Genomic DNA, 23,515 nt, shown 5'->3' on the forward strand with positions numbered 1-23,515 from the left:
GGAGAAAGCCTGCGCAAAAGCAAAAATCTGCCCCATCTTAATTTCCTCGGCGACACGACTGTCGTTTTTTAAAAGCTAGTATCTATCCGGTACGAAGCCCGGCCTCTTGGTTTTTTTGGCAAATGCCGTTTGTCTGACTTAATTGATTGCAAAAAAATAACCGACGTCTCTTAAACGTCGGTTAGTTTTCTCTTTTGCAGGCCGCGTATTTTGCACCATTTGAAGGCACAATGACAAGATGTTAAAGCCAGCTTTGGCAATTTCTTTTTCAGCGCCTGGCGGAAGTAAAACCTCCCACATCCAGCACGGCAGAAGAAGATAGGCCCGTTCCGGCACATCGCTGCCATAACGCACTGCCTGACTGCCATTCAACATAGCCAGGTTAGTAAAATCCCGCCAGTCAAAAAGGCACTATTTTTCTACTGGCATATAGACCTGGGCGATATGCGGGTCGGCGACGATTTTTTCTCGCCACCATTCGCTGGCAAGCCCGGCCGTTTGCTCATTCCAACCTATCCACACCGGCACATAGGGCACCTGCCCCGCGACCTGCTTTTCCACCAGCGCACCGCTCTCAATATAGCGCTGTGCCATATAGCGTGGCATATACCCGCAGCCAATGCCGCTGATTTGCAGCTCGAGCTTGGTTTTGAAATCAAATACGGTGATGGCTTCCTGCTCCTCAAGCAAATGCAGCGCCCTGGCAGACTCGATTCTTGAGGTGTCTCCCACCACCACCGCCCGGGACTGCTTGACCAGGCGGCGTGGCAGCGGCTCCTCCGCTTTTGCCAGCGAATGATGAGGGGCCACGACAAAGACGATCTCCAGCCTGCCCAGAAGCGTAAAGCCAAAACCGCTCAGCGAAGGCGGCTCGCTCATCGCCCCGACAATAATGTCCGCCCGCCCTTCCGTGAGCGCTTCCCACGAGCCGCCAAGCACATCGTTGATAAACTTTAGCCGCGTGACGCTGTAGCTTTGATAGAACGCCTCGATTAAGGGCGTCAGCAGGGAAAAGGGAAAAGCATTGTCCACGCCGATGGTGAGTTCATGCTCCCAGCCCTGCTGGAGTTTAATCGCCTGCTTTTCCAGCTCACGCACTGAATGCAGAATTTCTCGTCCTTTTTCCAGCAGATGTTGGCCGGTTCGCGTAAAGCGTGCCCGGTGGCCGCTGCGGTCGAGGATTTGAATATTGAGGTCGCTTTCCAGCTTTTGCACGCTGTAGCTCAGCGCCGAAGGGGTTTTAAAGAGTTTTGCCGCCGCGGCAGCAAAACTCCCTTCTTTATCCAACGCATCGAGAATGATCAGGACCTCCAGCAAAGGTTTCATACTCACTCCCGGACAGGCGGCTGAATTTACTGCATAGGCATAAGCAGTGGATTTGGATATTGATAGTCGAAGCCTAGCTCATTACAGATGCGGCTGCCGTCAATCAGCTTGCCATGGCCAGTTGCCGCGTCTTTACGGAACGACGGGGCCTCAAGGCCAATTTGCCGCGCCATAAGCGAATAGAACTCTTCCCGCGTTGGGTGGGCCGGGGCACAAAGATTATAGACTCGCCCGCCTTTCGGTGCCTGAAGCAGCAGCGTGATGGCCGAAATCACATCTTCCAGATGCACCAGGTTTACGCCGTGTTGCCCGTTTGCTACGTCCGTTTTTCCTGCCAGAAAACGCCCAGGATGACGTTCCGGCCCCACCAGCCCTGCGAGACGGAGAATATCCACGGACGTCCCCGGTAGCTTATGCAGCCAGTCTTCCAGCTCTTTAAGTACTTTGCCGCTGGCGGTGACGGGTTTAAGTGGAGACGTCTCTTTTACGTTGCCCTCGCCTTCACCATACACGGAGGTCGAACTGGTGAAGATAATGCGCGGCACGGAATGCGCCAGCGCGCTGTCGACAATTTCCTGCACCGCCTGCAGATAAAAATCATCGCCTTCTCCAGTGCGTCGGGCGGGCAGCGTCACCACTAACGCATCGACGTTCAGCAGCGCTTCCAGGTCCTCACTGTCGCAAACCAGTTCCGGCTGCAGATGTAGTTGATAACTTTCGATCCCGCACATGCGGGCTGCTTCTACGCCATCCAGCGTGGTTTTGCTGCCGGTAACCTGATAACCGCGCGCTGACAATGAGAGCGCCAGCGGCATTCCCAACCACCCCAACCCGACTATTGCGACCCTTTTCATGCCTTGTCTCCTGACCTTGCAGCATTATCTTCTGACGAGTGAATTTAGCTCTCCGTTAAGGCTACGCCACACGGGCAGAACTGACAATTCCCTCAGCCTTACAGAATATTAATGAACGAGGAAAAAACCCCTTGCGCTCGGTGCGTCATCTGGTTTACGTTAATTGGCACATAATGAATAGTCATTCATACGAGAATTTTATGACACGCGCTCAGTTTAAAAACCACCATCATCACCATCACCCTGACTAGTCTTTCAGGCGATTGGTGCTGGGAGACGAAAAGATCTTCCAGTGGTGCGTGAACGCGAGAAAAAGCCCCCGGAAGATATCTTCCGGGGGCTTTTTTATTGGGCGTCAGACAGGAATTGATAAGGGGTAACTACCGATGACCGACAACAACCGTTTACGCATAGCTATGCAGAAATCTGGCCGTCTTAGCGATGATTCACGCGAATTACTCGCCCGCTGCGGCATAAAAATCAACCTGCACACCCAACGCCTGATTGCGCTGGCCGAAAACATGCCTATCGACATCCTGCGCGTTCGCGATGACGATATTCCAGGGCTGGTCATGGACGGCGTAGTGGACCTCGGTATCATCGGTGAAAACGTCCTCGAAGAAGAATTGCTCACACGTCGCGCCCAGGGGGAAGATCCTCGCTATTACACGCTGCGTCGCCTGGACTTTGGCGGCTGCCGCCTGTCGCTGGCTACCGCCGTGGACGAACCGTGGGATGGCCCGGCCAGCCTCAACAACAAACGCATTGCGACCTCTTATCCGCACCTGCTAAAGCGCTACCTAGACCAGAAAGGCGTGCAGTTTAAATCCTGCCTGCTGAACGGCTCGGTGGAAGTGGCCCCGCGCGCTGGCCTCGCGGATGCCATCTGTGACCTGGTGTCTACCGGCGCAACGCTTGAAGCCAACGGCCTGCGTGAAGTTGAAGTTATCTACCGCTCCAAAGCCTGCCTGATCCAGCGCGACGGGGAAATGCCGGCGGCTAAGCAACAGCTGATCGACAAACTGCTGACCCGTATCCAGGGCGTGATTCAGGCTCGCGAGTCCAAATACATCATGATGCACGCCCCAACCGAGCGTCTGGATGAAGTGATTGCCCTGCTGCCGGGTGCCGAGCGCCCAACCATTCTGCCGCTGGCGGGCGACCAACAGCGCGTGGCGATGCACATGGTGAGCAGCGAGACGCTGTTCTGGGAAACCATGGAAAAACTGAAGGCGCTGGGTGCCAGCTCCATTCTGGTGCTGCCAATTGAGAAGATGATGGAGTGATGTGATGAGCAACTTCAACACGCTGATTAACTGGAACGACTGCGACGAAGCCGCTCGCCGCACGCTGCTGATGCGCCCGGCTATCTCCGCTTCGGACAGCATCACCCGCACCGTGGCGGAGATCCTGAACAACGTTAAAAGCAACGGCGATGCGGCCCTGCGTGAATACAGCGCGAAGTTCGATAAAACTGAAGTGAAACAGCTGCAGGTCACTCAGCAGCAAATCGATGAAGCCGTCGCGAGACTCGGCAGCGAGATTAAAGAGGCGATGGCCGTGGCCGTCGCTAACATAGAAAAATTCCACCTTGCGCAACAGCTTGCCCCGGTGGATGTGGAAACCATGCCCGGCGTGCGCTGCCAGCAGGTGACCCGCCCGGTGGCTTCTGTTGGCCTGTATATTCCAGGCGGCTCCGCCCCGCTGTTCTCTACCGTGCTGATGCTGGCCACGCCCGCCCGTATCGCGGGCTGCAAAAAAGTGGTGCTTTGCTCCCCGCCGCCAATTGCCGACGAGATCCTTTACGCGGCACAGCTTTGCGGCGTGCAGGAAGTGTTTCAGGTTGGTGGCGCGCAGGCTATCGCAGCTTTGGCGCTCGGCACAGAAAGTATTCCTAAAGTGGACAAGATTTTTGGGCCAGGCAACGCCTTCGTCACCGAAGCGAAACGCCAGGTCAGCCAGCGTCTCGACGGGGCAGCCATTGATATGCCTGCTGGCCCATCGGAAGTGCTGGTAATTGCCGACAGCGGCGCAACGCCTGACTTTGTCGCCTCCGACCTGCTTTCTCAGGCGGAACACGGCCCGGATTCTCAGGTGGTTCTGCTGACCCCAGACAGCGGCATGGCCCAGGCCGTCGCCGAAGCGGTTGAGCGCCAGTTGGCTGCCCTGCCGCGCGCAGAAACGGCCCGCAAAGCGCTGGAAAGCAGCCGCTTAATTGTTGCCCGTGATTTGGCTCAGTGCATTGAGATCTCGAATCAATACGGTCCTGAGCATCTGATCATTCAGACCCGAAACGCCCGTGAACTGGTGGATGATATTACCAGCGCAGGCTCGGTATTTCTGGGCGACTGGTCGCCGGAATCCGCAGGGGATTATGCCTCCGGGACGAATCACGTGCTGCCGACCTACGGTTACACCTCCACCTGCTCAAGCCTCGGGCTGGCGGACTTCCAGAAACGCATGACCGTGCAGGAGCTGTCTCCGCAAGGTTTTGCTTCTCTGGCAAAAACCATTGAAACCCTGGCCGCCGCCGAGCAGCTGACCGCCCACAAAAACGCCGTTACCCTCCGCGTCGCCGCCCTGAAGGAGCAAGCATGAGCATTGAAGAGTTAGCCCGCGCCAACGTTCGCGCCCTGACCCCTTATCAGTCTGCCCGCCGCCTGGGCGGGAACGGCGACGTCTGGCTGAACGCCAACGAATACCCAACGCCGGTAGAGTTCCAGTTAACCGCGCAGACGCTGAACCGCTACCCGGAGTGCCAGCCAAAGCAAGTGATCGCCAACTATGCCAGCTACGCAGGCGTGAAGCCTGAGCAGGTGTTGGTGAGCCGCGGCGCGGATGAAGGTATCGAGCTGCTGATTCGCGCGTTTTGCGAACCGGGCAAAGACGCCATTCTCTATTGCCCACCGACCTACGGCATGTACACCGTCAGTGCCGAGACGTTTGGCGTAGAGTGCCGCACCGTGGCCACGCTGGATAACTGGCAGTTGGATCTTCCGGCGATTGCAGAGAACCTCGACGGCGTAAAAGTCGTGTATGTTTGCAGTCCAAACAACCCGACCGGCCAGTTGATCAACCCGCAGGATCTGCGAGTTCTGCTGGAAATGACTCGTGGCAAAGCATTAGTCGTTGCCGATGAAGCCTATATCGAGTTTTGCCCTCAGGCGACGCTGGCAGGCTGGCTTCAGGAATACCCAAACCTGGTCGTGCTGCGGACGCTCTCTAAGGCATTTGCCCTGGCCGGCCTGCGCTGCGGCTTTACGCTGGCGAATGAAGAAGTCATTAATCTGCTGCTAAAAGTCATTGCCCCTTACCCGCTTTCCACGCCAGTGGCTGATATCGCTGCCCAGGCGCTTAGCCCACAGGGCATCAACGCGATGCGTGAGCGCGTGGCCGAAGTGCTGCTTAATCGCCAGTACCTGATCAATGAGCTAAAAAGCGTGCCTTGCGTTGAGCAGGTTTTCGACAGCGAAACCAACTACATCATCGCCAGAATTACCGCCTCAAGCGCAGTCTTTAAATCGCTGTGGGATCAGGGCATTATCTTACGCGACCAGAATAAACAACCGACGTTAAGCGGCTGCCTGCGCATCAGCATCGGCACGCGAGAAGAGTGCCAGCGCGCTATCGATGCGCTGCGTCAGCAACCCGGCCTGCAGGCCACGGAGAGCAAATGAGCCAGAAAGTACTTTTTATTGACCGCGACGGGACCCTGATTTCCGAACCACCAAGCGATTATCAGGTCGACCGCATGGATAAACTCGCCTTTGAACCGGCCGTTATCCCGGCTCTGCTGCAGCTGCAAAAGGCGGGCTACCGCCTGGTGATGATCACCAATCAGGACGGCCTGGGTACCGCCAGCTTCCCGCAGGCCGACTTCGACGGCCCGCACAACCTGATGATGCAGGTGCTGACCTCACAGGACATTATTTTTGATGAGGTGTTGATTTGCCCTCACCTGCCGGCGGACAACTGCGATTGCCGCAAGCCAAAATTGGCGCTGGTCACCGGCTACCTGCAGGACGGCGTGCTGGATAAAGCCAACAGCTACGTGATTGGCGACCGCGCCACGGACATTGAGCTGGCCGAAAATATGGGCATTCAGGGGCTGCGCTACAACAGCGATGGCCTGGACTGGAAGCAAATTGCCGAGAAACTCACTAAGCGCGATCGCTACGCTCACGTAGAACGCAACACCAAAGAAACGCAGATTGACGTGAAGGTGTGGCTGGATCGCGAAGGCGGCAGCAAGATCGCCACCGGCGTCGGTTTCTTTGATCACATGCTGGATCAGATCTGCACCCACGGCGGGTTCCGCATGGAGATCGCGGTGAAAGGCGATTTATACATTGACGATCACCACACCGTGGAAGACACCGGCCTGGCGCTGGGCGAAGCGCTGAAGCTGGCACTGGGCGACAAACGGGGTATCACTCGCTTTGGCTTTGTGCTGCCGATGGACGAATGTCTCGCTCGCTGCGCGCTGGATATCTCCGGCCGCCCGCACCTCGAATACAAAGCCGAATTCAACTACCAGCGCGTGGGCGATCTCAGCACCGAAATGGTGGAACACTTCTTCCGCTCGCTCTCTTACACCATGGGCGTGACGCTGCACCTGAAGACCAAAGGCAAGAACGATCACCACCGCGTGGAAAGCCTGTTTAAAGTCTTTGGCCGCACCCTGCGCCAGGCGATTCGCGTAGAGGGTGACATGCTCCCCTCCTCGAAAGGAGTGCTCTGATGAACGTGGTGATCCTCGACACGGGCTGCGCCAACCTGCATTCGGTGAAATCGGCCATTCAGCGCCACGGCTATGAGCCGCTGGTCAGCCGTGACCCGGACGTGGTGCTGCGCGCCGATAAGCTTTTTCTGCCGGGCGTAGGCACCGCGCAGGCGGCCATGAACCAAATCATCGAGCGTGATTTGGTGGAGTTGATTAAAGCCTGTACTCAGCCCGTGCTGGGTATTTGCCTGGGAATGCAGCTTCTCGGCAGCCGCAGCGATGAAAGCCACGGCGTTGAAATGCTGGGCATTATCGACCAGCCGGTATTGCAGATGAAAGACTTCGGCCTGCCGCTGCCGCACATGGGCTGGAACCGTGTTTACCCGAAAGCGGGCGATCGCCTGTTCCGCGGCATTGAGGACGGGGCGTACTTCTACTTCGTTCACAGCTACGCAATGCCGGTCTGCGAAAACACAATCGCCCAGGCAAACTACGGTGAAGCCTTCACTGCGGCGGTGCAAAAAGATAATTTCTGGGGCGTTCAGTTCCACCCCGAACGTTCCGGTGCGGCTGGGGCTCAGCTGCTGAAAAACTTTCTGGAGATGTAGACGATGATCATTCCGGCTCTTGATTTAATTGACGGCAAAGTGGTGCGTCTCCATCAGGGAGATTACGGCCAGCAGCGCGACTACGGCAGCGATCCGCTTCCACGTTTACAGGATTATCAGGCACAGGGCGCAGAAGTACTGCACCTCGTTGACCTGACCGGGGCTAAAGATCCGGCGGCCCGGCAAATTCCTCTGCTGCAAAAACTGCTGGCTGGCGTGAGCGTGCCGGTTCAGGTTGGCGGCGGCGTGCGTACCGAGCAGGACGTTGAAGCCCTGCTGGAAGCGGGTGCCGCTCGCGTGGTGGTTGGCTCCACTGCGGTGAAATCCCCTGTGCTGGTACAAAGCTGGTTTAAACGCTTTGGCGCCGATGCCCTGGTGCTGGCACTGGACGTGCGCATTGATGCCGAAGGTAACAAGCAGGTCGCGGTGAGCGGCTGGCAGGAAACCTCCGGCACCACGCTGGAACAACTTGTGGAGCAGTTCCTGCCGTTCGGCCTGAAACATGTGCTGTGCACCGACATTTCTCGCGACGGCACGCTGGCAGGTTCAAACGTCGAGCTGTATCAGGAAGTTTGTGCGCGCTTCCCGCAGGTCGCCTTCCAGGCTTCCGGCGGCATTGGCGGGCTGGATGATATTGCCGCCCTGCGCGGCAGCGGCGTGAAAGGCGTGATTGTTGGACGCGCGCTTCTGGAAGGTAAATTTAACGTGAAGGAGGCGATTTCATGCTGGCAAAACGGATAATCCCTTGCCTGGACGTGCGTGACGGCCAGGTAGTGAAAGGCGTGCAGTTCCGTAATCACGAAATCATCGGCGACATCGTGCCGCTGGCGCAACGCTATGCTCAGGAAGGCGCAGATGAACTTGTCTTCTACGATATCACCGCCTCAAGCGATGGCCGCGTGGTGGACAAAAGCTGGGTGACCCGCGTGGCGGAAGTGATCGATATTCCTTTCTGCGTGGCGGGCGGGATTAAATCCGTTGAGGATGCCGCGCAGATCCTGTCATTCGGGGCGGATAAGATTTCCATTAACTCCCCTGCTCTGGCCGATCCTGAGCTTATCACTCGCCTGGCGGATCGCTTTGGTGTGCAGTGCATCGTGGTCGGCATCGACACCTGGTTTGACGAAGAAACCGGCAAATACCACGTAAATCAGTACACCGGCGACGAAAGCCGTACACGAGTAACAAAGTGGGAAACGCTGGATTGGGTGCAGGAAGTGCAGAAGCGCGGCGCCGGGGAAATCGTCCTGAATATGATGAACCAGGATGGCGTGCGTAACGGCTACGACCTGACACAGCTGAAGAAAGTGCGTGAAGTCTGCCACGTGCCGCTTATCGCCTCCGGTGGAGCAGGTACCATGGAACACTTCCATGAGGCCTTCCGCGATGCAGACGTTGACGGTGCCCTGGCGGCTTCCGTGTTCCATAAGCAAATTATTAATATTGGTGAACTGAAGGCGTTTCTGGTTCAGCAAGGCGTGGAGATTCGAGTGTGTTAACAGAACAACAGCTAGCCCAGCTGGACTGGGAAAAAACCGATGGCCTGATGCCGGTTATCGTTCAGCACGCGGTGTCGGGCGAAGTCCTGATGCTCGGCTATATGAACCAGGACGCGCTGGCAAAAACGCTGGAAAGCGGCAAAGTCACCTTCTTCTCACGCACCAAACAGCGCCTGTGGACGAAAGGTGAAACGTCAGGCCATTTCCTGAACGTGGTGCGTATTGCGCCTGACTGTGATAACGACACGCTGCTGGTGCTGGTGAACCCCATCGGCCCAACCTGCCACCTGGGGACCTCAAGCTGCTTCGGGGAAGCGCACCACGACTGGCATTTCCTGTTTGAGCTTGAGCAACTGCTGGCCTCGCGTAAAACGGCCGATCCAGCAAGTTCCTACACTGCCAAACTGTACGCCAGCGGCACCAAGCGTATTGCGCAGAAAGTGGGTGAAGAAGGCGTGGAAACCGCGCTGGCCGCAACCGTGAACGATCGTCACGAGCTGACCAACGAAGCCTCTGATCTGATGTATCACCTGCTGGTGCTGCTGCAGGATCAGGATTTGGACTTGAGTACGGTGATTGAGAATTTGCGGGCCCGGCATAAATAACAGCTAACGCAAAGATAATTAGAGAAGGCTAAAATAGAAATTTACTGTTTATTTTAGCCTTTAAACCCTCAAGGTACATACTAGAAACAGGTCGCAAATTAATCCATCATTAATTAACAGTCAAAAAATAGTTCGCACATTCGAATAATTTTATTGTTACTTTTTTCTATAAAGGCATCCAGTGGCAGCTCTGGCAAACCAATAACAAAATCAATTTCACCACCTGAATAGACGCCTATAATTTGTTGCCGAGTCGTAACATGATTTATTTCTTTTTGCCTCAGCACAGAGCTAATTGACTGCAACGCATTTACATCGCCGCAAAAAATCGAGTCGTTGGAAGCAAATATCAAATTCTTATTAGAACGCTGATATATCTTATGAACTTTCTTTTCATCGACGACTTCTCCCATGCAAGTATCAAAAGAAAGGGTTTTAGACAGATTAAAGCCATCATGCCCCCCAATAAAAGTAATGCCACGCTTAAGTATATTTCCATCGTTACCCGAGGAGACACCAGTCTCTACAGTAAAAGGTCCAGTTGATATACCAATCAAATTATTGCTGAACAACGCTGAAGGCCGTTTTATATCACTACGATGATGAATCCCTTTACTATCAATGAAAAATTGTGTTGATGTATCCTTTGAAATATTGTAAGCACATACATCATTGCTTCTTACATTTAAATTCTTGCAGAGATCAGCATAAAAAATATTTTTATTTTCCATCGCTAGCAACGGTGCATTTTTAGCAAATGCATCGAAATATATTGATTGAAAATTACCTGAGCTATCAAGTGTGGCATACAATGGCAAATTAAATTTTTGATCATCTATATTTAACTTACCTGAAGAATACCACATTCGATCATTAATAGAAGGCAATCGCCATAGTTTAGATGAAAAATTAAGATAGTCCTTAATTTCTCTTTTGCTCGAAAAATCAGCGATATAAGGCGAAGGATTCTCTGACAGTAAGCTAATTCCAAAACCGAACTCTGGATTTGTTGCACCAGCGATATCGAAAACAGTCGGCCATACATCCAACAACGATCCAAGACTATTGTTTTTTTGGGGTACAATGCCTTTTTTTATAATAACGAAACGGTTTTTTCGAGAATCTTCATTGGCAGTAAGAATTTTACTTGCATCATTTTCCATCATGTAATGGTCAGAAACCAGAACAATAATTGTTTTATCAAACCATTTGCTCTGAGAAATTTTAGCAATAAAATCTGAAAGTAAATAATCTGAACATGCTACTGAACGCAGCATATCATTATCAAAGTGATTAGATATTTTTTCTTCACATGTCTGCAAAAATGTTCCAGATGGCGGATGGGTATTAACTGTTAATAAAGATAATAAAAACGGCTTGCCTGATATACTAAATTTTTCGAATTCATTATAGGCATGTTCGAGTAATACATCATCGTGCACACCCCAACCACTGATTTGTTCCTGACTGGCCAGATTGTTATCAAGAAAATATTGTTTATCGTGCTGATTTATCCAACCGTGTTGAGCAAAAAATTTATCTCCGCCGGCAAACTCTTTATCGCTTCCGCGAATAAATTCTGTGATGTAATTTTTTTTCTCGAACCATGTTGCCACACAATCAGCACCACGCAAAAAATGTGAAATGCTATTACCAGAATTTCCCTGTGCTAATACAAGTGGTATAGCACATTGAGTATTAACGATGCCAGCCATTGTCCATCCCATACCTGGTGTTTGCTGGACATTAGTGAACTCTATATTTTTATCAGCAATTTCACTTAAACGAGGTGTGTAATTTTTTCCCCCAAGAGATTGAAATGTACGTTCAAGGCTCTCAGCATAAATAAAAACATAATTATACCGCTCACTGACTTCTGGGTTTAGCGACTTATAGTGGTTTTCAACTTTACTACCATCGCCTTGAGAAAGATCTTTTATTGAACTTATGACGTTAGAAAAAAAGACCGTTTGATTAGCTGTTAATAAAAGAGCAAAGAACATGATGGAAATAAAGTGATTATCGAAAGTTTTTTTATTCTTTGCTATCTTAAATGATACAAAAACAAACACTGCCATACTTATTAAAAAAACACAGGAAGTTAAAATCTTCCATTTTATATCATCCAAGGAAACGCCATGTGTGGTATTTAGGATATGATAATAAACCGCATCAGTAACGCCTTGTCCTGTAAATAAATTACTAGTGTACCAAAAAGCATAAATGAGGATAAACAAGGATGTTATTATCACTTTTGTTTTTATTAATTTTCTTGATAATAATGTTAAAAAAACCAGAGTCAAAACAAAAATAAAATTCATTATTAGCTCAATGCAATATAAATAGTGTTATCTGCGAGGAGTGATGAATGCTATGCTTTCTAAATCAAGAGGCATAGCAATTCATTTAATGATACTCAAGAATTTTTTTTATAGCTTTGTAGTGCAGTTCTTAAGAATACTGTACTCGCGCCAACAAAAATTCCCAACAATGCTGCTATAGCTAAGATTAGCCCTTTTTTAGGACCATCTTTATGGACGGGTAGTGTCGGCTTCATGACGTAGCGGAACGCATAGGTCGTTTCCGGCGTCGATTTCAAGTCACTGACAGCAAGCAACGCTTGGCGGGCGTTAAAGTATGAGTTGTCTAAAGGTAGTGGGCGGGAAGCTTCATTTTTTATCATCGAAGCAAGTGCCTCGCTGCCCAGAACAAACAAGGTGTCCTGCGACAAGGTTTCTGCCTGCGAGACCACCGGCTTAGTAATATTGGACTGTTGAGCGACAATCAGCGCCTGGTTCAGCTCATCCAGACGTTTTTGTTGTTTCTCTTTAGCCACTTTTTCTTTGGCTGTTAGCTGTTCTTTTAAGCTATCAATTTTTGAGTTGATCGATGACTTCAGGTCATCATCAAGCTCGCTCACCGCTCTCTTATTGAGCTGCTGCAGATAGACATTTAACGTTTTCTGTGCCTGCTCTGCGGAGTTGGCTACATAGCTTACTTTTAGTGGCAGAGGCTGATCATTACTCACGGGTTCAATGGTTAATTTTTCGGGTTTCTCCTGGTTACCCAACTGTTCAGAAAGGGCTGAAATAGCGGAGTTAAAACGCCCAAAGAAGCGTTGTTGCACATCAATCAGCGTCGGGGCACTGTCTGGATGCTGAATACTCAGAACGTTCATCGCGTTGCTATAGTTAGAAACTTGGCCGGCATCCGGCAAAGTAACGATGGCTGATGATGTCCATTTTTCTTTAGCGACAAATAAATATGCAATAGCGCAAACGATGAAGATAACAATAAAGATAGAAATTATTTTTTTACCACGCCAAAGCTGCATTAAAAGATCGATTAGATCGATAGATTCTTCGATCTGACTTTCAGCGCGAACCTTAGTCAAATTGGTATTATTTGTGTTCATATTAACCCTAGGAGTTTCTTGATTTTCCATACTTCAAAGAGATTAGAGATATTTGATATTACTAAAAATAAAACTGCCACACCACTTTATAACTAAATAAATCTGGCCATAAAATATCTAATCATGCACATTATATAAAAAGGGTCCCCAAAAGGACCCTTTATCACTAACTTTTAGATTTTAGAATTAATCTAACCATTCAGTGTGGAACACACCTTCTTTATCAGTACGTTTATAGGTATGCGCCCCGAAGTAGTCACGCTGAGCCTGGATAAGGTTAGCCGGCAGCACGGCAGCACGGTAGCTGTCGTAGTAAGCAATCGCAGCGGAGAAAGTCGGGGTTGGGATACCATTCTGCACAGCGTAAGAAATCACATCGCGCAGGGCCTGCTGGTAATCATCGGCAATTTTCTTGAAGTAAGGTGCCAACAGCAGGTTTGCAATAGCCGGGGTTTCAGCATAGGCATCGGTAATTTTCTGCAGGAACTGGGCACGAATGATGCAGCCCGCGCGGAAGATCTTCGCGATCTCACCGTAGTTCAGGTCCCAGTTGTTCTCTTCAGATGCAGCACGCAGCTGGGAGAAGCCCTGAGCATAAGAAACGATTTTACCCAGGTACAGTGCGCGACGAACTTTCTCGCTGAACTCAGCTTTGTCACCGGTGAATGGCTTAGCCTGCGGGCCACTCAGAACCTTAGATGCCGCAACACGCTGCTCTTTCAGAGAAGAGATATAGCGAGCGAATACTGATTCGGTGATCAGGGACAGCGGCTCGCCGAGGTCCAGGGAGCTTTGGCTGGTCCATTTGCCGGTGCCTTTGTTGGCCGCTTCGTCCAAAATCACATCAACCAGGTATTTCCCGTCTTCATCTTTCTTAGTGAAGATGTCTTTGGTGATGTCGATCAGGTAGCTGCTCAGCTCACCTTTATTCCACTCGGTGAAGGTTTCTGCCAACTCTTCATTGGACAGGTCCAGACCGTGTTTCAGCAGGGAATACGCTTCTGCGATCAGCTGCATGTCACCGTATTCAATGCCGTTGTGAACCATTTTAACGTAGTGACCGGCGCCGTCAGGCCCGATGTAAGTTACGCATGGCTCGCCGTCTTCAGCAATCGCAGCAATTTTGGTCAGAATTGGCGCAACCAGTTCGTAAGCGTCTTTCTGGCCGCCAGGCATGATGGATGGGCCTTTCAGAGCGCCCTCTTCACCGCCGGAAACACCGGTTCCGATGAAGTTGAAGCCTTCGGCAGACAGGTCACGGTTACGACGAATGGTGTCCTGGTAGAAGGTGTTGCCGCCATCAATGATGATGTCGCCTTTATCCAGATAAGGTTTCAGAGAGTCGATTGCTGCATCGGTGCCAGCACCCGCCTGCACCATTAACAGGATACGACGCGGGGTTTCGAGAGATTCAACGAACTCTTTCACTGTGTAATAAGGAACCAGCTTCTTACCTGGGTTCTCTGCGACGACTTCTTCAGTCTTCTCACGGGAGCGGTTGAATACGGAAACGGTATAGCCACGGCTTTCGATGTTCAGCGCCAGGTTGCGCCCCATCACGGCCATACCAACAACGCCGATCTGCTGCTTGGACATTACATACTCCTGTCAGGTGTGCTCACCGCGCCCTACACGCGGCTTGAAATGTGGCATTGATGTTAACTCACCTTATGGGCTCTGGGTAGAGTTTGATACAACTCACATAGTAAAGAGCACAGAGTTAGAAAACGTAAAATTCACTTCTGGCGTAACAAGCCTAAAACTTCAGCAGTTTTTTGCTTCATCAATGCTTCATCCCCGCGAGACTCTACGTTCAGGCGCACCACCGGCTCGGTGTTAGAGCTGCGCAGGTTGAAACGCCAGTCGCCAAACGCCATGCTGATGCCGTCCGTGTGGTCAATCTCTTCCGCGTGTGGGCCAAAATGCGCGCGTACCCGCTCTATCGCCTCTGCCGGGGTTTTCAGCTTGCTGTTGATTTCGCCGCTTGCCGGCCACGCCGCCATGCGATCCTCCACCAGTTCACCCAACGTTTTACCCTTCAGGCACAGCAGCTCGGTCACCAGCAGCCACGGGATCATCCCGCTGTCGCAGTAGGCAAAGTCACGGAAATAGTGATGTGCACTCATCTCCCCGCCGTAAATCGCATCCTCTTCACGCATACGCTCCTTGATAAACGCATGTCCGGTTTTCGACATCACCGGCTGCCCCCCCGCACGCTCGACGATATCGACCGTGTTCCACGCCAGGCGCGGATCGTGAATGATTTTCGCCCCAGGCTGTTTTTCGAGGAACGCCGCCGCCAGCAGGCCGACGATGTAGTAGCCCTCAATAAACCGCCCTTTCTCGTCGAACAGGAAGCAGCGGTCAAAATCCCCGTCAAAAGCGATGCCCATATCGGCCCCGTGCGCAATCACCGCGTCGCGGGTATCGGCGCGGCATTCCGGCAGCAGCGGGTTAGGGATCCCGTTCGGGAAATTGCCGTCCGGCGTGTTGTGCACCTTTACAAACGTCAGCGGGACATTCAGCGCCTTAAAGCGAGCCTCGATAGCATCCACAATCGGGCCGGCCGCACCGTTGCCGGAGTTGACCACCAGCTTCAGCGGCTTGATGTGGCTGACGTTGATGTAGGAGAACAGATGGTCGAGATAAGCGTCCACCACCGACACCTTCTGGTAGCTGCCGCGCACCGCCTCATTCACCGGCGGGAAGTCGTTGGCTTCCGCCAGCCGCTGCACGTCACGCAGGCCGGTGTCGCCGCTGATGGGGCGAGCCCCCTGGCGCACCAGTTTCATGCCGTTGTAGTCCATCGGGTTGTGGCTGGCGGTCACTTCGATGCCGCCGTCCACGTTCAGGTGCCAGGTGGCAAAGTAAATCTCTTCGGTGCCGGACAGGCCGATATCCAGCACGTCCACGCCCGCGTCCTGCAGGCCCCGCGCCAGCGCCTGCTTCAGCGATTCACTGGTCAGGCGCACGTCGCCGCCCAGCACGATGGTTTTCGGTTTCAGGTACTCGCCGTAGGCACGGCCGATGCGCCAGGCGATGTCTTCATTCAGTTCGTCGCCCAGGCGACCGCGGATGTCATAAGCTTTAAAACAGGTCAGTTGCTGCATGATTTCGCTCCTTCGGGCAACAGTTACCCAACCCACGGGTTCTTGGCCCGTGGAGCATGTTTTTTAGTCAGGGATTAAATACGTCCGTAGCGATCCTGGAAGCGGACGATGTCGTCTTCTTCCAGATAGGTGCCGGAGCGAACCTCAATCAGGTCGAGGGGGATTTTGCCGGGGTTTTCCAGACAGTGGGTCATGCCGAGCGGAATGTAGATAGACTCGTTTTCGCCCAACAGCTTAATCTCATCCCCCAGCGTCACTTTGGCGGTGCCCGCCACCACAATCCAGTGCTCGGCGCGGTGGTGGTGCATTTGTAGCGACAGGCCCTCACCCGGTTTGACCGACAGTCTCTTCACCTGGTAACGCTCCCCGGCGTCGATGGAGTCGTATTTCCCCCACGGGCGGTAAACTTCACGGTGGGTCAGATGTTCGCAGCGGTCATTATTTTTCAATTTCTCGACTATTTTTTTTACATCCTGGACGTGATCACGATCGGCAATCAGCACCGCATCTTTGGTCTGCACCACCACCAGGTTTTTTACGCCCACGGTAGTGACCAGACCAGATTCGGCATAGACGTAGCTGTTTTCGGTTTCGTGACTGATGACGTCGCCGTGATGCACGTTCCCTTCCGGGCTTTTGGCGCTGATTTCCCACAGCGAGGACCAGGAGCCCACATCGCTCCAGCCGGCATCCATCGGTACCACCACTGCATCGGCGGTTTTTTCCATCACCGCATAGTCGATAGACTCATCCGGGCAGGCCAGGAACGCCTGCTCGTCCACGCGGACAAAATCCAGATCCGGATCAACGCCCGCCATGGCTTTTTCACAGGCATCCAGAATGTCGGGGCGGAACTTCGCCAGCTCTTCCAGATAGCGATCCGCACGGAACAGGAACATGCCGCTGTTCCAGTAGTATTCACCGCTGGCGATATAAGACTGAGCAGTTTCAAGATCGGGTTTTTCAACAAATTGAGCCACTTCAAACACATCGTTAGATGTATTAAAACCACTTGGTTCCCCACGACGGATATAGCCGTACCCCGTCTCAGCCTTATTAGGAACAATGCCAAAAGTTACAAGCTTGCCTTTTTCTGCATGTGGCATCGCCTTGTAAACAGAGTCAAGAAAAGCGGATTCATCCTGGATAACATGATCGGCCGCTAGCACTAGTATAAGTGCATTACCAGTAGAATCTGTGCGCAGAGCCGCCAATGCAGCCAGTGCAATAGCAGGAGCCGTGTTTCTACCAACGGGTTCAAGAATAATGTTTTTGGTGAGCTTATCCATCTGACGGAGTTGTTCCGCAACGATGAACCGGTGTTGCTCGTTACAAATGACAACGGGACTTTCACACTCCAAAGACTGAAGCCTATTAATCGTCGATTGCAACATCGTTAGCTCACCATCCAGACAAAGAAATTGTTTTGGAAAGAGAACTCGAGAAAGTGGCCATAAGCGGCTACCAGAGCCACCAGCCATAATGACAGGAAATAATGACATAATAGTACTCATTTCAATGTTGAATATAAATTAATTATATTCTTAACCATTAGTTCTTTTGTAAACATGGTATCAAATCTAGCTTTTGCACCTTCACTGTACTCTTGATGCCTTTCTATAACTGTAACAATTCCTTTAGCAAGGGCTTGAGCATCATTTGGCTTAACCACAATTCCAGTTTCATTATGCTGGTTAACCCATGCCACACCACTTCGTGGAATACTCGTTGAAACGAGGGGTTTTGAGAAACTCATGGCCTCAAGCTGAACAACACCAAATGCCTCTGATTCATGAATTGAAGGCAAACAGAATACATCACAAGCTTTATAGTATGATGCCAGGTCAGAGTAATTAATACTACCAAGAAGAATTACTTTAGATGAAAGATTTTCTTTAGTCACTTTATCTTTCAACGTGTCAATTAATGGCCCTGTACCACCAATTAAAATGACATAATCCTGCGGTAACGCTCTCGCAGCATCAATTAAATATTCCATCCCTTTATAATAGACGAGCCGGCCTAACGAAAAAACAATTTTTTTATTTTTATAACGTTCTCTAATATCATGTTCCAACTTTTCATTTAGGGGCATGCATTGTGTATCTACACCGATAGGAATACATGTAATTTTATTCTGATAATGTTGCAAAGTAGGAGATGACTGGCCGTAAATGGGACTCGTAACTATAATTTTCTCACATCTATCCAAAATCCATTTTTGTAGGGGATAAAAAAACATGAGAAGTTTTTTTTGTTTAACAATATCGCTATGCCAATGAAGAATAATTTTCCCTTTGGGTGGGAATAAAAACAAAGCAAGTACAGCCAAAGGATTGGGAAGATGTACATGTATTACATCATATTGGTTTCTAATAGATCGCCAACGAGTAATAAATGAAAGTGATAATGGTGTTGAAAAAAGTTGCACTAATAATTTCTGGCGATAAACTTTATATTTAAATTTTTCATCACCTTCTCTTCGACCAAAGGGATCTACGCAAAGAACGTCTACTGGCTTAACCTCATCCTTTGTAATACCCTCGCTTATGTCAAATGCAACCTGTTCAATTCCACCATGTACTGGAGGGTAGAATTTACTAACTTGTAACACCTTCATTTAAATATTCCTTTGCCCGATTACATCCAAAAGTTTGTCTATCACATCACTTACTTTAAATTCCTCAAGCCTATGATAACCATTGTGAATTAGGCCTGGAGCTATCTCTTCATAATTGTTGATTAATTTATGCAATTTCTTAGTAAAATCCACCGCGTCTTCGGGGTTAAAATAATATGCCGCATCCCCGCAAACTTCCGGAATACTGGTACGGTCAGAAGCCATCACAGGACATCCTCTTTGCATTGCTTCCAGAGGTGGAAGACCAAACCCCTCATATAAAGAAGGGTAAACAAAAATTGAGGCTTCTTTATATTTTAACTGTAATTCTTGATCAGAAAGATAGCCACAAAATATAATTTTTTCGTGCTGAGATAAATTTACCTTTGAAAAAGCCGTTCCTATACCACCAACCACAATAAGTTTATAATCACTGATATCAGCTTTCAGGAACGCATCAATAACAAACTCAATATTTTTACGCGGCTCCAGCGTCCCTACTAATAGTATCTCATTACGTCGTTCTGGAGCTGGGTTTCTTTCGCTCTGAAAATGCATACTCCAATCAACAGAATTCCTCAATACGGTTATTTTTTCTGAACTTACAGCTAGATATTTCTCTATTTCAGATTTAGAAAAATCACTTACGGTAAAAATCCCACGGGCACATTTAGATTGAATGAAATAATTTATCTTATAAACCGCACGGTACAAGAAACGAAACCATTTAGGATATGCATATAGAGACATATCATGAATAGTAAAATAGCAATTTTTATAAAAAAAAGGTGACAGCCCAGTGAAACACAGCAGCAGTGGACTACCGATACTTTTCAAATAACGAGGAAGTTCAATCTGCTCCCAAAGGTGACCATTGCATTTTCCAACTTGTATAATGTTAAATTCCTGCCTCCAACTGTCATCTATTAGCTCACAATTTGGCGTCACGAAGCAGACATCAGATATGTGCTTAGTTAACTCACGACATAATACTAATGCATATTGTTGCACGCCTGTTTTTCGCTGAGTTAAAAACCTAGCATTAACATAAATCATTTAATATCCGACACCCGATAAGCGTAACATTGAAATAAGAATAATGAATAAAATAGAATAAACCTGAATGGCAATGTAAATAACATTGATGCAATAATATACATTAAAATAACAAACAGAATTTTGTTTGACTTTATTTTACTTGCTAACAGAAGGACATATGTAACGAAAATAAATAAGCCTGGCAATCCAAATGTAAGAATGACAAAGCTTAATACATCTTTTGGAGCAAAACTATCAAAAGCAGTTGCGTCATACGAAGAAAGGTAAGACTGCATTTCATTGCAATTAACATTCAGGTCGGAGAGTGCATGACAATAGTCAGCAATGAATGGTCCTAAGGTGCTTTTAAAACCATAAAACCCACTACCAAATGGATAATCACTCATGTGCCAGAAACTGACAACAGGGAAGCCAAGGCGGGTAACATAAGTCATTGTTGCAGCATTAGATGAATGCTCAGCTACAAAGGCAAAAAAATCATGGTAAATAAAAGCCAGACTCGAAAAAAGGATAATTAAAGATAAAGGAATTAACTGGTAAGTGTAATTAAACAAACCCTTTACTTTAAACAAATAAATCAGAGCCAGAAGAACTGGTATTATCAAAAAAGAAAACTTCGCCCCTGAAATATATGTTGCCAGAGCAAATATCAAAGCCAGTGGCAACCTATATCTTTGAGTTGAGAATATAACCATTAAAAACATTAAGCCATAAAAATATCCATTTAAACTTGGTTCCGCAAAAGTTCCAGCAAATCGAAAATTCTCATCATATAGCCATGCTCCTCCGAGCACTTTCACATGAAAACCGTGCATGGCCATAAAATATAAAACTAACGCTATCCCCAAACATACAGTAGAAATTTTAAGAGAGAACTTATAAATATTGAAATTAGCTTCGAGCTTCTGTGCGTAGAAAAAAATAACAAACCAAAGACACAAATTTAATACAAATGCTAACGTTTTATCATAATCACCATCATGGTACCAGGCACCCATCGCAGCACCTAAAATAAGCACTATTGAAAACAATGATACATAGAAAATTTTTATGCTATGTATTTTGAAGATAATTAATAAAACAAGAACCAACAAGATTTTCAGACCAAAATCGGCAATGCTTGACAGCCCCTTCATCAATCCAATCTGTGAGAAATCAACCCCACTAAAAAGGGAGTTTACTAATAACAAACCAATAAGAAGCTTGACAATAAAAACTGTCGTTATATTAAATTTATTAACATCTGTTGTATTGAAAGTTTCGATCACAGTGTTCTCTTAACTCTGTTATTTTTATTGACCAAAATTAAATAGCATGGGATATAATTTATTTTTTAAGTGTTAGCCCATCAACTATACCTTTAAGAAAAGCCTTGTAAACTTTAAAAGATGTTTTACGATATAATGGATAAATTAAACGCGTCATAATAGTAAAAATCACACTTAAATAAGAATACGGTGACCCAATGTTTTTGCGCGCAAAAAATATACGATTGCGAGTTAGGTAGTATGCACCAAACAGGCTCAGCCCGCCCCCTGTTGAAGTGCTAACTTTATGGAAAACTAACGGCTCGTTTAGCATTTTGACGCTAATATCAGCATTATTAGCTCGATACAAAAAATCCGTATCGTCGTAATAAGCAAAGTACCGGCTATCCATATACCCAATAGTGTAAAAAACAGTTCTGTGTACTAGTAAAAAACAGGTTGGTGCATAATCACATTTATCTGGTACGTTCGTATAAATTTCATCATAATCTGTTCCTTCAAATAAATGTGGTGCTGTTGCTTTTTTCTTATTAAAGAAAGCACCTGCGTACCATACCTTTTTTTCAGGATAGCTAAGTATAACCGGTGAAACAAGCTTACATTCACTCTGCTCAGCCAAATCGACCATTTTACTAAGGGTGTTTTCCATGTTGAATATAAGGTCGTTATTTGTTAGCAAAACATATTCACAACCATCCAGAAGAGCCTGTTCGATCCCCTGATTGTTGGCTTGAGCCACCCCAACATTATTCCCTTCATTACTTATGAAAGTGTATTTTGTTTCTTTGCTATCGAGTAGCTGTTGCGTTAAATTCAAAGACTCATGATTAGTACTATTATCTATAATATAAAGATGTTTATTCCCATAAGTTTGCTTTTCCACACTCGAGTAAAAATCAGACAAAACAGCTGGGGAATTAAATAGAACAGTGACAAGCCCAATTTTCTTCACAATTTCACCATAAAAAAATTAATATTCATTAAGCAGAGTTTTAATACTTTTTGCCTGTTTTACTATCAATGCCACAAATCCCAAAGCACACACTAATTGCATTGAATAGATAATTCGATGTACCACCATTGATTCCGTCATGACTAAGCTAATTAAACATACTATAATCATCAACGGTATAAGCAAGTATGAAATAAAGATGGAATTAGATTTGGTTTCTCTTTCCGTTCGATATTTTAATGCGTAAACAAACATGATCAACATTCCTGATATGAACGTTGAATAAGCAATTCCAATAGCACCATAATGGCGAACAAAAAACAATGACAATGCGAAATTGAGGACTCCCTCAATGACAGGAAAATAAGAAATAGACAACTGTTTTCCATATGAAACTAACATCAATCCATATGGAGCAGCCACCATCCTAATGAGATAGGAGGCAAGCAGCAAAGAGAACAATATGTGTAATTTTTCAGCCTGCTCATAACCTAACCATACACCAAGAATGTGAATTGAAATAAACCAGGCAATGAATACGCCAACGAACACAAGCATCGCAAATAGTAATGTTATTTTATCAACGAAAAGTTCAACATGTTGTCTCTTGCCTGAATTATTCATTCTAAGCATTGGTTGAATAATGGGATTAATCATTGCCCCAAGAATTCCGACCCCGGCATTAACCAAAGTCATCAGCACTGCAAATCCAGGAAGTTCAGCAAACGACAATTTTCCGACAGTAAAGGTGCCGATTCCAGAAATAAAAAATTGTGCAATATTCCACACTAGCAATCCGCTGAAAAAAACGATAATTTTTTTTAATAACTTTTTGTCATAGGAAAAATTTATTTTTCCTTTATTATGCTGCGTTCGATACAAAATGAAAAATGCAAACTGATTAAGACCATTAACAATAAAATATCCCCATGCAATTATATCAAGGCCATGATCAACGCTCATAAAAACTACACAGCCCAATATAATTTTAAAAATGACATTTACCCTGGCAGTAATGTCATTGCGTTCAATACCAGTAAAATAACCGATAAATGGCGCAGTTATGTTATTTATAACGAAAGAACCACCGATAAGAATAAATATAAGTTCTGCATTAGCAGTAGTGCTTTTAACTTCAGGGAAGATAGTGAAAAAGAATTGTGCTAAAATTAAAATAACACTAAAACATAATATACCAAGGAGTAGCGTAAAAATTAATGATTGGTACATTACCTTTTGTTGCTTCAGTGGTTCATTTAAATATAGTGAAATGAATCTTCCTACAGTGACCTGAATACCCAATCCCAAAACCCCAAAAAGTATCCCGACTTGCAGAGTTAGAGACCAAATTGAAAAATCTACTTTCGATAAGTTATGCAATAATACTGGCGATATTATTACACCAAGAATTACATTTGAAAAACCATTTATTATATTAGAAATTGAGTTTTTAATTAACCTTTTAAACCCACTCAT

The 23,515-nt window shown here is 47.7% G+C and carries 22 protein-coding genes and 1 other annotated feature; of the genes, 9 read left to right on the forward strand and 13 right to left on the reverse strand.

Going from position 1 to position 23,515, the window contains the following annotated elements; all coding sequences use genetic code 11:
- Positions 1–138: 138 nt before the first annotated feature.
- Genes LH23_RS20115 through LH23_RS20125 form a run of 3 tightly spaced genes read right to left on the reverse strand, consistent with a single transcriptional unit; the run spans position 139 to position 2,180 of the window.
- Positions 139–375 carry a hypothetical protein gene (locus tag LH23_RS20115; RefSeq protein WP_039295085.1) on the reverse strand — a complete coding sequence of 79 codons (237 nt, stop codon included), beginning with the start codon at positions 373–375 and terminating at the stop codon, positions 139–141.
- Between the two features lie 36 nt (positions 376–411).
- On the reverse strand, positions 412–1,326 hold the full coding sequence (locus LH23_RS20120; protein WP_039295089.1) for a LysR substrate-binding domain-containing protein: 915 nt from the start codon (positions 1,324–1,326) through the stop codon (positions 412–414).
- A gap of 26 nt (positions 1,327–1,352) precedes the next feature.
- Positions 1,353–2,180: an SDR family oxidoreductase gene (locus LH23_RS20125; RefSeq protein WP_039295093.1), complete on the reverse strand. Its 828-nt coding sequence runs from the start codon at positions 2,178–2,180 to the stop codon at positions 1,353–1,355.
- A 200-nt stretch (positions 2,181–2,380) separates the two neighbouring features.
- Between LH23_RS20125 and hisL the strand changes: the two genes are divergently transcribed.
- From hisL to hisIE, 9 genes are all read left to right on the forward strand, one after another.
- Positions 2,381–2,431: a his operon leader peptide gene (hisL, locus tag LH23_RS24120; RefSeq protein ID WP_126358378.1), complete on the forward strand. Its 51-nt coding sequence runs from the start codon at positions 2,381–2,383 to the stop codon at positions 2,429–2,431.
- Positions 2,407–2,529: a sequence feature (His leader region), on the forward strand. It overlaps the preceding gene by 25 nt.
- A 37-nt stretch (positions 2,530–2,566) precedes the next feature.
- Positions 2,567–3,466: an ATP phosphoribosyltransferase gene (gene hisG / locus LH23_RS20130; RefSeq protein WP_008455029.1), complete on the forward strand. Its 900-nt coding sequence runs from the start codon at positions 2,567–2,569 to the stop codon at positions 3,464–3,466.
- 4 nt (positions 3,467–3,470) lie between these two features.
- Positions 3,471–4,778, forward strand: coding sequence for a histidinol dehydrogenase (gene hisD / locus LH23_RS20135; protein WP_039295095.1), 1,308 nt, complete (start codon positions 3,471–3,473; stop codon positions 4,776–4,778).
- Positions 4,775–5,857 (forward strand): histidinol-phosphate transaminase, encoded by a 1,083-nt coding sequence (gene hisC, locus LH23_RS20140; RefSeq protein ID WP_039295097.1) that lies wholly within the window; start codon positions 4,775–4,777, stop codon positions 5,855–5,857. The genes hisD and hisC overlap by 4 nt, the downstream gene beginning before the upstream one ends.
- Positions 5,854–6,921, forward strand: a complete 1,068-nt coding sequence (hisB, locus tag LH23_RS20145) for a bifunctional histidinol-phosphatase/imidazoleglycerol-phosphate dehydratase HisB (protein WP_039295101.1) — start codon at positions 5,854–5,856, stop codon at positions 6,919–6,921. The genes hisC and hisB overlap by 4 nt, the downstream gene beginning before the upstream one ends.
- Positions 6,921–7,511, forward strand: coding sequence for an imidazole glycerol phosphate synthase subunit HisH (hisH, locus tag LH23_RS20150; protein WP_039295104.1), 591 nt, complete (start codon positions 6,921–6,923; stop codon positions 7,509–7,511). Before hisB ends, hisH begins: the two co-directional genes overlap by 1 nt.
- A 3-nt stretch (positions 7,512–7,514) precedes the next feature.
- A complete protein-coding gene (hisA, locus tag LH23_RS20155) occupies positions 7,515–8,252 on the forward strand; it encodes a 1-(5-phosphoribosyl)-5-[(5-phosphoribosylamino)methylideneamino]imidazole-4-carboxamide isomerase (protein ID WP_039295107.1) in 738 nt (245 codons plus the stop codon).
- Positions 8,234–9,010, forward strand: coding sequence for an imidazole glycerol phosphate synthase subunit HisF (hisF, locus tag LH23_RS20160; RefSeq protein WP_039295111.1), 777 nt, complete (start codon positions 8,234–8,236; stop codon positions 9,008–9,010). Before hisA ends, hisF begins: the two co-directional genes overlap by 19 nt.
- Positions 9,004–9,615, forward strand: coding sequence for a bifunctional phosphoribosyl-AMP cyclohydrolase/phosphoribosyl-ATP diphosphatase HisIE (gene hisIE, locus LH23_RS20165; RefSeq protein WP_039295112.1), 612 nt, complete (start codon positions 9,004–9,006; stop codon positions 9,613–9,615). Before hisF ends, hisIE begins: the two co-directional genes overlap by 7 nt.
- 113 nt (positions 9,616–9,728) lie before the next feature.
- Here hisIE and LH23_RS20170 read toward each other — a convergent pair whose 3' ends face one another.
- The 10 genes from LH23_RS20170 to LH23_RS20215 all read right to left on the reverse strand — a co-directional run bounded on the left by LH23_RS20170 (position 9,729) and on the right by LH23_RS20215 (position 23,515).
- The gene (locus tag LH23_RS20170) at positions 9,729–11,936 is read right to left on the reverse strand and encodes a phosphoglycerol transferase I (protein ID WP_081946140.1); all 2,208 of its coding nucleotides are present in this window, start codon (positions 11,934–11,936) and stop codon (positions 9,729–9,731) included.
- A 95-nt stretch (positions 11,937–12,031) separates the two neighbouring features.
- Positions 12,032–13,030, reverse strand: coding sequence for an LPS O-antigen chain length determinant protein WzzB (gene wzzB, locus LH23_RS20175; protein ID WP_039295117.1), 999 nt, complete (start codon positions 13,028–13,030; stop codon positions 12,032–12,034).
- Between the two features lie 186 nt (positions 13,031–13,216).
- Entirely contained in the window at positions 13,217–14,626 is a 1,410-nt protein-coding gene (gene gndA, locus LH23_RS20180) for an NADP-dependent phosphogluconate dehydrogenase (protein ID WP_039295120.1), read from the reverse strand.
- A gap of 140 nt (positions 14,627–14,766) precedes the next feature.
- A complete protein-coding gene (gene cpsG, locus LH23_RS20185) occupies positions 14,767–16,140 on the reverse strand; it encodes a phosphomannomutase CpsG (protein ID WP_039295122.1) in 1,374 nt (457 codons plus the stop codon).
- A 74-nt stretch (positions 16,141–16,214) separates the two neighbouring features.
- On the reverse strand, positions 16,215–17,654 hold the full coding sequence (gene cpsB, locus LH23_RS20190; RefSeq protein ID WP_269320206.1) for a mannose-1-phosphate guanyltransferase: 1,440 nt from the start codon (positions 17,652–17,654) through the stop codon (positions 16,215–16,217).
- On the reverse strand, positions 17,651–18,760 hold the full coding sequence (locus LH23_RS20195; protein WP_039295127.1) for a glycosyltransferase: 1,110 nt from the start codon (positions 18,758–18,760) through the stop codon (positions 17,651–17,653). The genes cpsB and LH23_RS20195 overlap by 4 nt, the downstream gene beginning before the upstream one ends.
- Positions 18,761–19,816 (reverse strand): glycosyltransferase family 4 protein, encoded by a 1,056-nt coding sequence (locus LH23_RS20200; protein ID WP_039295130.1) that lies wholly within the window; start codon positions 19,814–19,816, stop codon positions 18,761–18,763. It abuts the gene before it with no gap.
- Complete coding sequence (locus tag LH23_RS20205; protein ID WP_039295133.1) at positions 19,813–21,087, reverse strand: hypothetical protein; 1,275 nt, start codon at positions 21,085–21,087, stop codon at positions 19,813–19,815. The genes LH23_RS20200 and LH23_RS20205 overlap by 4 nt, the downstream gene beginning before the upstream one ends.
- A gap of 58 nt (positions 21,088–21,145) precedes the next feature.
- Positions 21,146–22,039 (reverse strand): glycosyltransferase family 2 protein, encoded by an 894-nt coding sequence (locus tag LH23_RS20210; RefSeq protein WP_039295135.1) that lies wholly within the window; start codon positions 22,037–22,039, stop codon positions 21,146–21,148.
- An 18-nt stretch (positions 22,040–22,057) separates the two neighbouring features.
- Positions 22,058–23,515 carry a polysaccharide biosynthesis protein gene (locus tag LH23_RS20215; RefSeq protein WP_039295137.1) on the reverse strand — a complete coding sequence of 486 codons (1,458 nt, stop codon included), beginning with the start codon at positions 23,513–23,515 and terminating at the stop codon, positions 22,058–22,060.

It is taken from the genome of Cedecea neteri (assembly GCF_000758305.1).
GTDB lineage: Bacteria > Pseudomonadota > Gammaproteobacteria > Enterobacterales > Enterobacteriaceae > Cedecea > Cedecea neteri_C.

Bases quoted from the DNA above. Each gene is read 5' to 3' on its own strand.
- LH23_RS20115 (WP_039295085.1), bottom strand. From the start codon at position 375: ATGTTGAATGGCAGTCAGGCAGTGCGTTATGGCAGCGATGTGCCGGAA.
- LH23_RS20120 (WP_039295089.1), bottom strand. From the start codon at position 1,326: ATGAAACCTTTGCTGGAGGTCCTGATCATTCTCGATGCGTTGGATAAA.
- LH23_RS20125 (WP_039295093.1), bottom strand. From the start codon at position 2,180: ATGAAAAGGGTCGCAATAGTCGGGTTGGGGTGGTTGGGAATGCCGCTG.
- hisG (WP_008455029.1), top strand. From the start codon at position 2,567: ATGACCGACAACAACCGTTTACGCATAGCTATGCAGAAATCTGGCCGT.
- hisD (WP_039295095.1), top strand. From the start codon at position 3,471: ATGAGCAACTTCAACACGCTGATTAACTGGAACGACTGCGACGAAGCC.
- hisC (WP_039295097.1), top strand. From the start codon at position 4,775: ATGAGCATTGAAGAGTTAGCCCGCGCCAACGTTCGCGCCCTGACCCCT.
- hisB (WP_039295101.1), top strand. From the start codon at position 5,854: ATGAGCCAGAAAGTACTTTTTATTGACCGCGACGGGACCCTGATTTCC.
- hisH (WP_039295104.1), top strand. From the start codon at position 6,921: ATGAACGTGGTGATCCTCGACACGGGCTGCGCCAACCTGCATTCGGTG.
- hisA (WP_039295107.1), top strand. From the start codon at position 7,515: ATGATCATTCCGGCTCTTGATTTAATTGACGGCAAAGTGGTGCGTCTC.
- hisF (WP_039295111.1), top strand. From the start codon at position 8,234: ATGCTGGCAAAACGGATAATCCCTTGCCTGGACGTGCGTGACGGCCAG.
- LH23_RS20170 (WP_081946140.1), bottom strand. From the start codon at position 11,936: ATGAATTTTATTTTTGTTTTGACTCTGGTTTTTTTAACATTATTATCA.
- wzzB (WP_039295117.1), bottom strand. From the start codon at position 13,030: ATGAACACAAATAATACCAATTTGACTAAGGTTCGCGCTGAAAGTCAG.
- gndA (WP_039295120.1), bottom strand. From the start codon at position 14,626: ATGTCCAAGCAGCAGATCGGCGTTGTTGGTATGGCCGTGATGGGGCGC.
- cpsG (WP_039295122.1), bottom strand. From the start codon at position 16,140: ATGCAGCAACTGACCTGTTTTAAAGCTTATGACATCCGCGGTCGCCTG.
- cpsB (WP_269320206.1), bottom strand. From the start codon at position 17,654: ATGAGTACTATTATGTCATTATTTCCTGTCATTATGGCTGGTGGCTCT.
- LH23_RS20195 (WP_039295127.1), bottom strand. From the start codon at position 18,760: ATGAAGGTGTTACAAGTTAGTAAATTCTACCCTCCAGTACATGGTGGA.
- LH23_RS20200 (WP_039295130.1), bottom strand. From the start codon at position 19,816: ATGATTTATGTTAATGCTAGGTTTTTAACTCAGCGAAAAACAGGCGTG.
- LH23_RS20215 (WP_039295137.1), bottom strand. From the start codon at position 23,515: ATGAGTGGGTTTAAAAGGTTAATTAAAAACTCAATTTCTAATATAATA.